Source organism: Desulfoconvexum algidum (assembly GCF_055382125.1).
Genome location: NZ_AP042394.1, coordinates 5,850,301 through 5,864,034, shown reverse-complemented (window position 1 = coordinate 5,864,034; position 13,734 = coordinate 5,850,301). Strand labels below are relative to the sequence as shown.

The following is a 13,734-nucleotide window of genomic DNA, read 5'->3' as shown; positions in this document are numbered from 1 at the left end:
GAATGATATGACAGGAAAAAAGCCAACAGGCATTTCTCGCATCATAAAGGCGACAAGATATTCAGCGGAAGGGATAAAAGCCGCCTGGAAGCACGAGGCTGCTTTTCGCCAGGAATTATTGGCCCTGGCAGTTTTTCTGCCGCTTGGCCTCCTGCTGGGGCAGACCGGTCTTGAAAGAGCCGTATTGATTGTCTCCTTAATGATCGTCATTGTTACGGAACTTTTAAATTCTGCAGTAGAGGCGGTTGTTGACCGCATCGGGCAGGAGGTTCACCCGCTGTCAAAGCGGGCAAAGGATATGGGGTCTGCCGCCGTCTTTGTGAGTCTTGTCAGTGTTCTCATCACATGGGTCTTAATCCTTATTTAAGATTTGTTATTTCATAAAAAGAACGGTATCCTGTCGATACCATGGAATCAACCGAGCCGGGAATCCCCATATGAACATCCTCATTGTAGATGATGACACAGAATTGCTTGACCAGCTGAGCCATGCCCTGGAAAGAAAACAGTACCGGGTGGAAACCGCTGTGAATGGTGAGCAGGCACTGGATAAAATATTTGAAAGTGCCTATGATCTTATTTTGCTGGATATAATGCTGCCCCGCCTGGATGGGCTGAGTGTCCTCAAGGAAATACGGCAGGCCGGATTAAACATTCCCGTACTCATGCTCACCGCCCGGAGTGATATTGAAGACAAGGTTAAAGGGCTTGATTATGGTGCGGATGACTATCTGGCCAAACCGTTTTCCATGGCCGAACTGATGGCCAGGATAAGAGCAATGCTGAGACGTGACGGAAAGCGTGATCCGGTTCTTACGGCCGGGTCCATTGAACTGGATACCGTCAGCCGCCGGGTCACTCAAAACGGGGAACTGCTCAATTTAACATCAAAGGAATTTTCCATCCTTGAATTTTTGCTGCACAATAAGGGGAGTGTGGTTTCAAGGTTTAACATGGCCGAACACGTATGGGGAAATGATTTTGATCCGTTTTCCATGTCAAATTTTGTTGATGTACACATTAAGAACCTGCGAAAAAAAATTAGGTCCCATAAGGACAGCTCAATTATCAGAACGATCCGTGGCATCGGGTTTATCATTGATGATGCAATATGAAAATACGTAAAAAAATCACCTTATGGATTTCTGGGACAGCCCTGTTGTCAACCATCGCGTTTTCATCTTTTATTTTTTTTGAGCTCATGGAAGAGCCCTTCAGGTTTATCGATAAAGAGCTGCAGCTTGTAACACAAGCCCTTGTGGAACAAATGAAAAACTCGGGAATAAACAAGGGTCGGTATGACCTGTCGTCGGTGCCGTATAATCCGGATCATTATTGGATCAAGGTAACCCGCCCGAACGGTGAAACTGTATATCAATCAAAAATGACCCGGTATACGGATATCTCCGATGCCAGCCATAAAAATAAATACATGATCGAAAAAACCATTTCCAGATCTCAAATTAGACTGGGGCAGGATGATAATGATGATGTACTTTTTCGCGTGATGGTGACCCAGGCACAAATTGAGAATCTTCCGATTGTCGTTCGAATTGCTAAGCCCATTGAAACGCTTGAGGAAGAATTGCTTGATTTGGTCCGCGATATCATCATCAGTCTCACTCTATGTATCCTGATAATCATTGTTTTGAGCTATCAGCTGGCCGGGAAAATCCTGAATCCTGTCGTTTCCATCACCCATATGGTAAAAGACATCAGTGAAAAATCCTTAGACAAACGCATCCCGCTGAGCCGCAATAAAAATGAATTAAACGATCTCTCCATTTCTCTGAATAAAATGTTTGACCGGCTTCAATATTCTTTTAAACGGCAAAAAGAATTTATCGGCAATGCTTCCCATGAGTTAAAAAGCCCCATCACCCTTTTGATGCTGGCCCAGGAAGAAATGCTCATGAACGACAACCTATCGTTGCCTGCAAGCAAAGGGCTGATGAAACAACTGAATACCACACGCCGGATGAGCCACCTGGTCAAGAACCTGCTGGATCTCTCTCGGCTGGAGCAGCAGGAAACGCTTACCTGCAAACCGGTTAACCTTACAACTTTGATAAAAAGGGTTGTAAACGACTATTCAGAGCTATTGGCAGCAAAAAATATCAGGATCTGCAACGAAATGGCAGAAGATGTGTCACTCCAGGGTGATCCCGAGAAACTGTTCCGCCTCTTGATCAATCTTATCGATAACAGTATCCGATATAATTTAGAAAAAAACGGCAGGATCATCATAGACGGCGGTAAAACAAATGACGGCATACTGCTGGAAATTTCCAATACAGGCCAGCCGATTCCTGAACAGGATCTTGATTTTGTATTTGAACAGTTTTACCGGGTTGAAAAATCCCGTTCGACAACCCATGGCGGTTCCGGACTGGGACTGGCCATCGCTAAAAAAATAGTAGCCCTCCATGACGGCAAAATTCAAATCACCAATGAACCCGGGTCCATGATAAAAATTGCGGTAGTTTTTCCCTTGTCGTCTTAACCCTTTTATTGAGTGTCAATGGGTATGGTGTGAATAAAAAATGGCCGGATGGGTCAATATCTGGTATCCTGTGTTTTCTGGGTGGATGAATAATTGTCGACAGGATGATTCGTCCCAAGGGCAGAAAACGTATGATTATAACCAGGGCCGAATACTGAATACATGGATTTAACACATTGGTCTAAAAAAATATCAGCCGGGAGAGTCAGAAATGGAAAATATTGATTTTAAGGGAAGGGTAGCCATCGTAACCGGAGCCGGTCAGGGTATCGGGAGAATGTATGCCCTGGAACTTGGCCGCAGGGGCGCAAAGGTGGTGGTGAATGATCTGGGGGTCAGTCTGGCAGGGGCAGGATCTGACGATTCAGCCGCAGACAAGGTGGTCCAGGAAATTGTCACCGCCGGCGGCGAGGCAATTGCCAACCATGATTCCGTGGCCACCATGAAGGGGGGGCAACATATTGTACAAACCGCTCTGGATACCTATGGGCGAGTGGATATTTTGATCAATAATGCCGGTATTGTCAGGGATAAATCCTTCATGAAAATGACCGAAGAGGACTGGGACATGGTCATAAATGTTCATTTGAAAGGCGCCTTTTGTGTGACACAACCTGCTGTTCTTGCAATGAAGGAGAATGGCTATGGCAGAATCGTTTTCACGGCATCCACCTCGGGGCTCTACGGCAATTTTGGGCAGACAAATTATGGTGCGGCCAAGATGGGACTTGTGGGCATCATGAATACCTTGACCCTGGAAGTGTCCAAATATGACATTAAGATCAATACCATTGCCCCCACGGCCTGGTCCCGGATGACAGCCGATATTTTCCCGCCGGAGTTTGAAGATAAAATGAACCCCCAGTTCAATGAACCCATGGCCCTGTACCTGTGTTCCCAGGAGAACACCGTAACCGGACAGATTTTTACCACGGGGGCAGGATGGTATGGGCGCACCGCCATTGTTTCCGGAGACGGTCTTTGCCTGGGCAATGCAAAAAGAGCGATTTCAGTTGAAGAAATCCGGGATAATTTTGAAAAAATTTCAGATATGGAAAATAAGCGGGAACATGAAAGCGCCCTGGGGATGTTTGAATACATGGGGCCCCTGCTCAGTTAGATAGGAATAATACTTAAGAGATTAGGAAAATATGCTTAAAATTGGACAATATAATGAATTGGTGGTGGAAAGCCGGGTTGAATTCGGGCTCTATTTGGATTCTGATGCCGGGCGGATTTTGCTGCCGAATAAATATGTTTCAGAGGAGTTTAATATAGGGGATACCCTTGAGGTCTTCATCTATACCGATTCCGAAGACCGCCTGGTTGCAACCACTTTACAGCCCAAAGGAAGTGTCGGTGATTTTGTTTTCCTTCGAGCAAAAGAGATTGTATCCTTTGGAACCTTCATGGACTGGGGACTTGAAAAAGACCTGCTGGTTCCCAAGAGTGAGCAGCAAGAAAAAATGCTTCCCCCTCGAGAATATCTCATCAAAATCTGCTTTGACGAGGGGACCGGCAGAGTTTACGGCACAGCAAAAATTTCTACCCATTGTGACAAAAATACCCAGGATCTTGCGGCGGGACAGCAGGTGGATCTTTTGATCCATTCTCTTACCGAGATCGGGATTATGGCTGTGGTGGATAATCGATATTTTGGGATGTTATACAAAAGTGAGACCTACCAGGACCTTTCTGTCGGAGACAGGTGCAAAGGATATATCATGCGGCTTCGTGAAGACAGCAAAATTGACCTTACCCTCAAAGAACCGGGGTATAGTTCTGTAAAAGGTTCCGGCGAGACCATTGTTGATATTTTAACTGCAGCAGGCGGCTTTATCCCCTGCCATGACAAGAGTTCTCCACAAGAGATTAAAGAAATTTTTTCCATGAGCAAAAAAGAGTTTAAACGAGCTGTCGGGGGGCTGTTTAAACGAGGGGTTCTGACCTTGGAAAAAGACGGCATCCGGCTTAAACAAGGGGAAAAAGTGAAAAAAGTGGAAAAATTTAACCCATGGAATTCTAAATCCTAATGCGTAAATTAGCCTTTGGATACTCAACCCGATGTAATATCCGGTGCGAACACTGTGTGGCCGCGGGAGATATCCCTGACAGCCGGAAAATGGATCCTGCCAGGGCAAAAGAACTGATTGTCGAAATGGCCCGGGCCGGTGTCAAGGGTATCAGTTTTTCTGCGGGGGAACCTTTTTTGTACCTTGATGAAATCCTGGCCCTGGTGAACTTGTGCAAAGAAATGGGCATATATACCAGGATTGTTACCAACAGTTTCTGGGCAAAGACACCAGAGGCCTCGGACAAGCTTGTTTCCCAATTAAAGGAAAACGGGCTTTGCCAATTGAGATTGAGTTATTCAAAATGGCACCAGAAACACGTCCCCCCGAACAATGTGGTGAACGCGGCCGGCAGTTGCCAGCGGATCGGGTTGAATTGTTTTGTTTCATTTGTTACTGATTTTTCCATTGAGGATGATCCCCATGAACTGTTTTTGCGGAATCATGGGCTCCGGTTTTTTCCAGAACCGGTCATATACGCCGGTCGCGCCGCTGCTTTCAAACCCCGTAATATCCTCACCGATTACCAGGCAAACTGCTGCGACATGAACCCCTACCTCACCCCGGATCTTGATATGTACGCTTGCTGCGATGCCGGAAGCCATTTTTCAAAGACCCATTTTTTTTATCTGGGGAACCTGGAGGACAAGACAATAGAGCAGCTGTTTATTAAAACGGAAACAAATCGGCTGTACAATCTTATCAGAACCATGGGGATAACCACCATTGCATCCTTTGCCGGTATGAAGGCCCGTGAAATCATTACTTACAGCAAATGCGAGTTGTGCAAAAAATTGTTCGATTCCCCTGAAACCCTGACACGGCTGCAAGCTTGCCTGCCCCAGCTGGAAGCCTGGACCCGGTAGAATCGGTACCGAAATTAAGCCAAAATAATCGAGGGATTTTTTTACCATGACCTTTAAAATTAGGCCGTTTATATTCAGGATGTTTTTATCCAGGCCGCTTTTTTTCAGAGCGTGTTTTGTCCTTATCTTGGGGGGGGCTTTGATCGGGCGGTTCGCCGGGATGCCATCCATGGCCCGGGCAGAAGAGACCCATACCAAAATTTTATTCCTGGGGGATTCCATCACCGCAGGACTTGGGGTGGAATTGGAAAACGCTTATCCGGCTCTGATTGCTGATATGTTCAATGATATGCCCGAAGAAAAAGGGATCCGGGTCAGGATTACCAACGGCAGTATCAGTGGTTCTACGACTGCCGGGGCACTTTTCCGGCTTAAGTGGTTCCTTCGGTCAAAACCCGATATTCTGGTCCTGGCCCTGGGGGCCAACGACGGATTAAGGGGGTTATCCACCCAGGAAATGTCCCAAAATCTTGAACGGACAATCGTTCTGGCAAGGCAGAACGGCATCCGGGTCATTCTGGCAGGTATGCAAATCCCTCCCAATTACGGGCAGGTATATTCAAAGGCCTTTCGGGAGGTGTTTGCCTCGCTGGCGGATCGGTATGACCTGTCTTTTATCCCGTTTTTATTAAAAGATGTGGCCGGCAATCCTTTGCTGAACCAGGCAGACGGTATCCATCCCAACCGGGCAGGGCATAAAATAATCGCTGAAACCGTATTCCCCTATATCCAGGCGCAACTATGATACTTAAAGATAAGACAGGTGAAGGTAAACTAGGTGACAATAAGATCCTTGAGGTTAAAGAGATCTGCAAATCCTTTCACCAGCCCCAATCTGGAATCCTGGCGGTTTTAAACCGTGTGAGCTTTGAGCTTGGGGCCGGGGAAACCACTGCCGTTGTGGGTCAGTCCGGCAGCGGGAAAACCACTCTGCTTTCCCTGATCGCAGGCCTGGATAATCCCGATTCCGGCCAGGTGGTCCTTGCGGGGGAGGATTTGTGCACCATGAAGGAAAACAAGCTTGCCCGCTACCGGGCCCAGAAAATCGGAATCGTTTTTCAGCAGTTTCATTTAATGCCCCATTTGTCGGCCCGGGAGAATATCAGTCTGCCCCTGGAAATTCTCAAGCAGGACCAGATTCAAAGGCGGACCGATGCCATGCTGGAAAAGGTGGGGTTAGGCGACCGCCAGCATCATCTGCCCGGACAGCTCAGCGGTGGGGAGTGTCAACGGGTGGCCATTGCCCGGGCCCTTATCATCAAACCGGCCTTGCTTCTGGCAGACGAGCCCACGGGCAACCTGGACATGGAAACCGGGGAAAAGGTGTCTAAGCTTCTATTCGACCTGGTGGCAGGGGAAAATAAAACCCTGATTCTGGTGACCCACAATCTGGATCTTGCCAATAGATGCAACAGTATCCTCACCCTTGACCGGGGCCGGCTCGTCTGATGCTCTGGCTGGGACTTGGGGTGCGGCAGTTGTTGAAAAACAGGGGGTTTGCCTTTTTTTTCATATTAAACCTGTCCATGGGACTTGCCGGGTTTATTGCCATCCATTCCTTTGGCAGCTCCTTAAACCGTCATCTGGCGGATAATTTAAAGGAGATCCTGACGGCGGACCTGGTATTGTCGGCCAACAGCCCGTTGACTCAAGAAGAACTGGGCCTGGCAGACTCCGTGATGGGGCCGGACAAAATCCATGCCCGGCTGGTTCGGTTTTATACCATGGTCAAGGCCGGGGACAATGCCCGCCTGGTTCGGGTGATGGCCATGGATGATGCCTATCCCCTCTACGGTCAGTTTTCTTTGGAAGGCAAGGGCGGGTCAACCAATATCCAGGACAGTCCTGGCGTTCTCATGACCCGGGATACCGCCCATGCTCTGGGGCTGGGCGCCGATGCCCCTGTGAACGCTCCCCTGGTATTGGGGAATAAAACCTTCCATGTTCAAGATTTTTTTAAAAAAGACCCGGACAAGTCGTTGACGGCGGTTGAACTGGCCCCTAAAATTTATATGGGGTTAGGCCAATTGGAAGGGACCGGTCTAATACAGTTCGGGAGCCGGATCAGCTATCTATACTATTATCGGTTCAGCCCGGGAGTGGATGTCCCGGCATTGGCTGGAAAGCTGGAACAAGGGTTTTCTGAGATGTCTGGAGGACAGCCCCGGGTTAATGTCTATGACAGCCGGGATGTGAACCGGAGCCTGGGAAGGATCACCGGGCATTTTACCGGGTACCTGGGGCTGGTCAGTATTGTGGCCCTTTTTCTGGCGGGTATTGCCTCGGCATACCTCTTCCGGGGTTATTTGAACCTGAAACAGCGGGAAATGGCTATTTTGATGAGCATCGGTGCCAAGCAATGGGAGATCTATCTTCTGTTCAGCTTTCAGCTCGTTTTACTGGGCATCCTGGCCGCTGTCCTGGCCATTCTTATTTCCCTGTTCCTGGTGCCGGCGTTCCCCCTTCTTTTCAAGGGACTGATTCCTACCGATATACAGCTTTCCACAGATCCTGTTACGATTGTGCTGGCCCTTGGCATGGGCATGGGCAGCCTGGTTTTTTGCCTCCCTGTTTTTGTCCGCCTGTTCGGTGTGAAACCCCTTATTTTGCTCCGGGGCGAGGGTGGCAGGAGGATTCATGGGATGGTCTTCTGGCAGGTCTTAAGTTTTATCCCCGGGCTTGCGGCTTTCTTTTTGGTGTCTGTTGTGGTGGCAGGTTCCGTGAAAAACGGGAGTGTTTTTGCCGGTGGATTCCTGCTGGCCATGGCCTTTTTGTCCGGCATGGGCTGGCTTATATTTTCAGGGTGTAAGATCCTTTCCACCACCCGGTATCTGGTGGGAAAAATCGCCTTTCGGAATCTTTACCGGAACAAGTGGTCTTCCTTGTCGTGTTTTGTCACCATTGCCATGGGGGCATTTTTGATTTCCATGATACCCCAGATCCAAAAGGGCCTTCAAACCGAGATCATGCGACCCGAAGGCTTAAAAATTCCCACTTTTTTTCTGGTGGATATCCAGGAGGAGCAACGGCGTGACTTCGTTGATTTTATCGGGAAAGCACCTGGGGAACTGGTCAATATTTCTCCCATGGTCAGGGGCCGGATTCTTCGTGTGAATCAAAAGCCCTTTCATGGCGGGGAAGCAGCGTCTGGACCCGGACAATCTGGTTCCAAACAATCCAACGCCCGGCAGACCCGTCCCCGGGGCAGGCGGCTGGAGTTTAATTTTTCCTATCGCACTCACCTGGATGTTTCGGAAACCATTGTCCAGGGAAGACCTTTGTCCAAAACCCCCTGGTCTTTTGGGGCGGTTCCCTTTGAGATTTCTGTTGCAACCTCCTTTGCCGAACGATATGGCCTGGGCCTGGGGGATCTCATCGGGTTTGACATCCAGGGTATCCCTTTGGAAGGGCGGGTGGTGAATCTGCGAAAGGTCCGGTGGAACAGTTTTCAGCCCAATTTTTTTCTGCTCTTCCAGGACGGGGTCTTAAATGATGCCCCCAAAACCTATCTGGCTGCCATCTCCCGGGTGGCCCCGGAGGATCGCCAGGAGCTGAAAAACAAAATTGTCACAGCCTTCCCCAATATCTCCATCATTGATGTGACCCAGATGGCCGGCACCCTGCTTTCCATCACCGACCGGCTCTCCTTGTCCATTCGGTTCATGGCCTGGCTGGCCATTGCTGCAGGCCTGGTATCTATTTTTTCCATTGTCCGCCACGAGGCCCGAAAGAATGCGAACCAGGTCAACCTGTTAAAGGTGCTGGGGGCTGACTTTAAAATGATTCAGGCAATTACGCTGGTGGAATTCGGGTTCATCGGGTTTACGGCTTCCTTGTTTGCGGTTCTCCTGGGGTTTGGGTTTTCCCGGGCAATTTCCTGGTATTTTTTTGACAGCCTCTGGCAGTTTGACCTGAAGGCTTCCCTTGTGATTTTATGCTTGACAACCTTTGTTTGTATGGGTACTGCCATGGCCGCATCCAGGAAGGTCATGAATACAAAGCCTGTGACACTTCTGGCCAACTGATCAATTTTTTTGATCAAGTTTTTACCAGGTTTTTTATCCAGCGTTTGGATAAAAATCGGGGAATTCCCAGGCCCATCTTGTAGACCTCTTCGGTCAGGACCAGTGTCATGACCCAGTATACCGGCAGGTTCAGATAAAAAGCTGCAAAAAATGCCATGGGAACTCCGATACACCAGACCCCGGTGAGATCCAGGAAAAATCCGAATCGGGTATCGCCTCCTCCCCGCAAGACACTGACCACATTTGTGAAATTGGTGACCTTGACGCACAGGGCGATACCCGCCACCAACATCAGGTGGTAGGCGTTCATGTAGGCCCCGTCCGAAATATTATAAAAGGCGAGGATTCCCCCCCTTCCCAGGATCATAATTCCTCCGGCAACAAGGGCCATGGAAAATTGGACAGCCAGGAGAAACTTGCCGTATAAATAAGCCTCCTCGGGCTTGCCCGCCCCGATACTATTGCCGATGATGATGGATCCGGAGAAAAACATGCCGAAAAAGGGGATCATAATGAAATTTTCAATGGATGCCACAATATTCACCGCAGCAATGGATTGGGTCCCAATCCTTGCATAGACCAGATTGTAGAGGCTGACACCGGTCACCCAGACCAGTTCATTTAAAAACACGGGCCAGCAGGTGGCCAGCACTCGTTTTAAAAAAGCCCTGTCAAAATCAAGCATTTCAGCGATACTGGCCGCAATGGGATATTTCTTCCAATAGATCATGCCCATGAGGGCAAACCCCTCAACAAACCTTGAAATACAGGTGGCAATGGCAGCGCCGGTAACCCCCATTGCCGGAAATCCCAAGTGTCCGAATATCAGGATATAGTTGAGACCCAGGTTGAGGAGGACAGCGATTAAACTGGCGTACATGGGGGCCTTGACGATCTCCATGCTTCTCAGGTTGTTCATATAGGAAAGGGTGAATACCGATATCCCAAAACTGATCCCGACGATCCTCAGGTAGTCGGATCCGAGATCAATGACCAGGGGGTCCTTTGTGAACAGCGACATCAGGGCAGTGGGGGTGACGATTGCCGCAAATGTGAACAGGGAACCGACGGCAAGCCCTGCCACAAGCCCTATTCCCGCAAGCTTCTTGATATGGGCTAAATCTTTTTTCCCCCAGTATTGTGCGGTAAAAATGGCCACCCCGCTGTGGATCCCAAACTGGATGATGATGAAGATAAAGACAAATTGGTTGGCAACCCCTACGGCGGCAATGGCGGCTTCATTCAATTGTCCGATCATCAAGGTATCCATGAAGGTCATGGATGAACTTAAGAAATTTTGCAATGTAATGGGCAATGCCAGCTTGAACAGCAGACGGATAAAATTTTTATTTGTTTCGTTTAGATATTTTCCCATACATTCCTGATCCTTACAATAAAAAAAGTCCGCTTCCTGTTTGAAGTGGACCTTTTTTATTTATGACCGATTCCAAGGATGCTGTCAATCATTAGCCCATTTCTTTCGCGTGATTTGAAGAAGCCGGCTATAAATTTGGGTCAATTAGCCGTTTACAAACAAGATTAAAAGCAATACAATTTTGGTTTTAATTCCCATTGAGATCAGTGCCAGGGGCAATGGCGCTGACAAGTGCATTCAATGATTTTTTTTGCTCCAACTAAAGGCGAGGGTAGAATGGCATATGAAACATAAAATTATTGTAATTTTTTCGGTGTTTATCTTCTTTTCTATGGTGTCCTCCTGTTCACAAAAGAAGGCCGATCCTGCCCTTTCTTCCCCGGCCAATCCTAAGAATGTGATCATGATCATAGGAGATGGTATGGGGCCGGAACAGGTGGGGCTTTTGTTGACCTATGCCCGGCAGGCCCCCCATTCGGTGTTGGGTGATAAGACCACCTGTTTTGACAAAATCATGGAGAAAGACGGTTCTTTGGGGATTTCCTTGACCTATGCCCACGATGTTCTGGTGACAGATTCCGCAGCTTCCGGAAGCCAGCTTGCCACGGGTCAGCCTTCGGGATCTGAAATGATCGGGCTTGATTATAATGGGGATCCTGTCCCCACAGTTCTTGAAAAGGCTATCCTGGCGGGTAAATCCACTGGTCTTGTCACAGATACCCGGCTGACGGATGCCACCCCGGCCGCCTTTGCGGCTCACCAGCCCCACCGGAAGATGGGAGATGCTATTGCCCTGGACATGCTGACAGTGGGACCCGATGTCCTCCTGGGCGGGGGACTGGGCAACTGGATCCCCCGGGAGGCCAATGACAAGGCTTCCGGGGTTAGACAAGAACTCGAAGTGATAACCCAGGGATCTGTTGCCATCCGCTCAAAACGAAAAGACAGTCAAAACCTTTTGGTAATGGCCCGGGAAAAGGGATATGGGCTTGTCTTTAATCGATCCCAATTGGCAGCGGCTTCGGGAAAAGTGATCGGCTTGTTTGCCGCCTCTGCCATGCCCAATGCCATTGTGGTGTCCAACTCTCTGAATGATCCGGATAGATCCGTCCCCACCCTGGAAGAGATGTCCGTAAAGGCCATTGATATATTATCCCAAAATGACCAGGGTTTTTTCCTGATGATAGAAGCAGGCCAAATCGACTGGGCTGCCCATTCCAATGATGCCGGACTCATGCTTCACGAAATGATCCGACTCAATGACACTGTTAACGCTGTCCTGGACTGGGCAAAGAACAGGGAAGACACCCTGATTATTCTCACGGCCGACCATACCACCGGCGGGTTTGGGTTCAGCTACACGGCCAGGGATCTGCCCCGGGCAAAATCATTGCCGGGTATTATGTTTAAGGACCGGGACTACAAACCTGGATATAATTACGGGGATCCCCATGTGCTGGATAAACTTTATAACCAGAAGCTGAGCTATGGCGATATTTTTGATAAATTTTATCAATTGTCAAAAGAGGAACAGACGCCCGAGAATCTTGCCATGCTGGTGAATCAATATACCGCTTTTCCCATCACAATTGCCCAGGCCGAACGAATTCTTGAAACAGAGGATAACCCCATTTATATCGCCGATAACCGGAAACTTAACGCAAAGCGGGTCCCCAAACTGGACAATAAAGACGAATTTTATCCCTCTCAAAAATTTAGCAACATACATGCACTCCTGGCATTGGCTGTGGCCGGTGATCATTGTGTTGTCTGGAATACCGGAACCCATACCAACACACCGGTGCTGGTATTTACCAAGGGGAGTGCCAGGGCCAGGAAGCCCTTTGCCGGGGTGATCCACCATACCCAATTGGGTCAGTATACCATCGATGCAGTACTGGGGAGTGGCGCGGTGCTGGAGAGATAGGCGCCCGGTTACCCTGCCAATGCCCTTCGAATATTTTCTGCGGTGACGGCACTGACGCGAATATTTGATTCCATTGTAACGCCGGCTATGTGGGGTGTCAAAATTAAATTGGACAGGGTTTTGAATTGTTGGCCCCTCGCTGCAGTTAAGGGTTCATCCTCAAATACATCCATGGCAGCCCCACCGAGTTGACCCGATTCCAGAGCCTTAACCAGGGCCTTTTCATCCACCACCCCGCCCCGGGCGGTGTTAATCAAAAAGGCCCCCTTTTTCATGCCCGCAATGGCTTTGGTATCCATTAAATGTCGGGTGTGTTTTGTTAGGGGAACATGGAGGCTGATCACATCCGCCGTTGCCAATAGTTCGTTAAACCCCATGGCTTCGATTTCCTGCCCCAGGTCATTCCCGGGCCACCGGGGATGGTATGCAGCGACTTTCATGCCCATTGCCCTTGCCATTTTGCAAACCTTCCGGCCAATGGCCCCATAGCCAATCACGCCCAGAACTTTTCCTGCGATTTCATTCCCCATTAATGCTGTCCTCGGCCATTGCCCTGCTGCCATTTCTGGTCCCGATTGAAAGGCTCTCCGGAACAAGATGAAGATTGAGGAGATGACATATTCGGCAACGGCGGCATCATTTGCACCATGGGCCGGGAACACCTCAATCTGTCTGGACCTGCAGGCGGCCATATCGATATTATCCAATCCAACGCCCAGGCGGCCAACCGCTTTTAATCGTTTGGCACAGGTCAGCAAGTCACCCCGCACCTGGGTCCGATTCCTGACAATGATGGCTTGGGCCGTTTCCAGCTCTGCCGAAAGAAGATCCGGTTGATCCACCAATGCAGGATCATATACGACAATGAAGTCTCGTTTAAGCCCATCCACAGCGGCCTGGTCCATGAATTCACAAATGACTATTTTTTTCATCGGATCTGTCCTTAATATATTAGCAAATTGATGA

General features: G+C 49.0%; 12 protein-coding genes. 10 read left to right on the top strand and 2 right to left on the bottom strand.

The features are described from left to right. The first annotated feature begins 7 nt into the window (after positions 1 to 7). From ACZ45G_RS26445 to ACZ45G_RS26405, 9 genes are all read left to right on the top strand, one after another. Positions 8 to 367 carry a diacylglycerol kinase gene (locus ACZ45G_RS26445; protein WP_464173578.1) on the top strand — a complete coding sequence of 120 codons (360 nt, stop codon included), beginning with the start codon at positions 8 to 10 and terminating at the stop codon, positions 365 to 367. Positions 368 to 437: 70 nt separating this feature from the next. Then, complete coding sequence (locus tag ACZ45G_RS26440; RefSeq protein ID WP_464173577.1) at positions 438 to 1,115, top strand: response regulator transcription factor; 678 nt, start codon at positions 438 to 440, stop codon at positions 1,113 to 1,115. After that, positions 1,112 to 2,503, top strand: coding sequence for a sensor histidine kinase (locus ACZ45G_RS26435; protein ID WP_464173576.1), 1,392 nt, complete (start codon positions 1,112 to 1,114; stop codon positions 2,501 to 2,503). Before ACZ45G_RS26440 ends, ACZ45G_RS26435 begins: the two co-directional genes overlap by 4 nt. Before the next feature lie 211 nt (positions 2,504 to 2,714). Continuing rightward, positions 2,715 to 3,623, top strand: coding sequence for an SDR family oxidoreductase (locus ACZ45G_RS26430; protein ID WP_464173575.1), 909 nt, complete (start codon positions 2,715 to 2,717; stop codon positions 3,621 to 3,623). A gap of 31 nt (positions 3,624 to 3,654) precedes the next feature. Next, positions 3,655 to 4,536, top strand: a complete 882-nt coding sequence (locus tag ACZ45G_RS26425; protein WP_464173574.1) for a CvfB family protein — start codon at positions 3,655 to 3,657, stop codon at positions 4,534 to 4,536. Then, on the top strand, positions 4,536 to 5,441 hold the full coding sequence (locus tag ACZ45G_RS26420) for a radical SAM protein (protein ID WP_464173573.1): 906 nt from the start codon (positions 4,536 to 4,538) through the stop codon (positions 5,439 to 5,441). The genes ACZ45G_RS26425 and ACZ45G_RS26420 overlap by 1 nt, the downstream gene beginning before the upstream one ends. Before the next feature lie 46 nt (positions 5,442 to 5,487). Beyond that, a complete protein-coding gene (locus ACZ45G_RS26415; RefSeq protein WP_464173572.1) occupies positions 5,488 to 6,186 on the top strand; it encodes an arylesterase in 699 nt (232 codons plus the stop codon). Next, a complete protein-coding gene (locus ACZ45G_RS26410; protein ID WP_464173571.1) occupies positions 6,183 to 6,890 on the top strand; it encodes an ABC transporter ATP-binding protein in 708 nt (235 codons plus the stop codon). Before ACZ45G_RS26415 ends, ACZ45G_RS26410 begins: the two co-directional genes overlap by 4 nt. Next, positions 6,890 to 9,466 (top strand): ABC transporter permease, encoded by a 2,577-nt coding sequence (locus ACZ45G_RS26405; RefSeq protein WP_464173570.1) that lies wholly within the window; start codon positions 6,890 to 6,892, stop codon positions 9,464 to 9,466. The genes ACZ45G_RS26410 and ACZ45G_RS26405 overlap by 1 nt, the downstream gene beginning before the upstream one ends. Positions 9,467 to 9,479: 13 nt before the next feature. On the opposite strand, the gene ACZ45G_RS26400 is transcribed toward ACZ45G_RS26405, so the two are convergent. Beyond that, positions 9,480 to 10,841: an MATE family efflux transporter gene (locus ACZ45G_RS26400; RefSeq protein ID WP_464173569.1), complete on the bottom strand. Its 1,362-nt coding sequence runs from the start codon at positions 10,839 to 10,841 to the stop codon at positions 9,480 to 9,482. A gap of 283 nt (positions 10,842 to 11,124) precedes the next feature. Between ACZ45G_RS26400 and ACZ45G_RS26395 the strand changes: the two genes are divergently transcribed. Beyond that, a complete protein-coding gene (locus ACZ45G_RS26395) occupies positions 11,125 to 12,768 on the top strand; it encodes an alkaline phosphatase (RefSeq protein WP_464173568.1) in 1,644 nt (547 codons plus the stop codon). Positions 12,769 to 12,776: 8 nt separating this feature from the next. Here ACZ45G_RS26395 and ACZ45G_RS26390 read toward each other — a convergent pair whose 3' ends face one another. Then, complete coding sequence (locus ACZ45G_RS26390) at positions 12,777 to 13,700, bottom strand: hydroxyacid dehydrogenase (RefSeq protein WP_464173567.1); 924 nt, start codon at positions 13,698 to 13,700, stop codon at positions 12,777 to 12,779. Between the last annotated feature and the right edge of the window lie 34 nt (positions 13,701 to 13,734).

Coding starts and splice junctions, on each gene's coding strand:
- ACZ45G_RS26445 (WP_464173578.1), top strand. CDS start 8: ATGACAGGAAAAAAGCCAACAGGCATTTCTCGCATCATAAAGGCGACA.
- ACZ45G_RS26440 (WP_464173577.1), top strand. CDS start 438: ATGAACATCCTCATTGTAGATGATGACACAGAATTGCTTGACCAGCTG.
- ACZ45G_RS26435 (WP_464173576.1), top strand. CDS start 1,112: ATGAAAATACGTAAAAAAATCACCTTATGGATTTCTGGGACAGCCCTG.
- ACZ45G_RS26430 (WP_464173575.1), top strand. CDS start 2,715: ATGGAAAATATTGATTTTAAGGGAAGGGTAGCCATCGTAACCGGAGCC.
- ACZ45G_RS26425 (WP_464173574.1), top strand. CDS start 3,655: ATGCTTAAAATTGGACAATATAATGAATTGGTGGTGGAAAGCCGGGTT.
- ACZ45G_RS26420 (WP_464173573.1), top strand. CDS start 4,536: ATGCGTAAATTAGCCTTTGGATACTCAACCCGATGTAATATCCGGTGC.
- ACZ45G_RS26415 (WP_464173572.1), top strand. CDS start 5,488: ATGACCTTTAAAATTAGGCCGTTTATATTCAGGATGTTTTTATCCAGG.
- ACZ45G_RS26410 (WP_464173571.1), top strand. CDS start 6,183: ATGATACTTAAAGATAAGACAGGTGAAGGTAAACTAGGTGACAATAAG.
- ACZ45G_RS26405 (WP_464173570.1), top strand. CDS start 6,890: ATGCTCTGGCTGGGACTTGGGGTGCGGCAGTTGTTGAAAAACAGGGGG.
- ACZ45G_RS26400 (WP_464173569.1), bottom strand. CDS start 10,841: ATGGGAAAATATCTAAACGAAACAAATAAAAATTTTATCCGTCTGCTG.
- ACZ45G_RS26395 (WP_464173568.1), top strand. CDS start 11,125: ATGAAACATAAAATTATTGTAATTTTTTCGGTGTTTATCTTCTTTTCT.
- ACZ45G_RS26390 (WP_464173567.1), bottom strand. CDS start 13,700: ATGAAAAAAATAGTCATTTGTGAATTCATGGACCAGGCCGCTGTGGAT.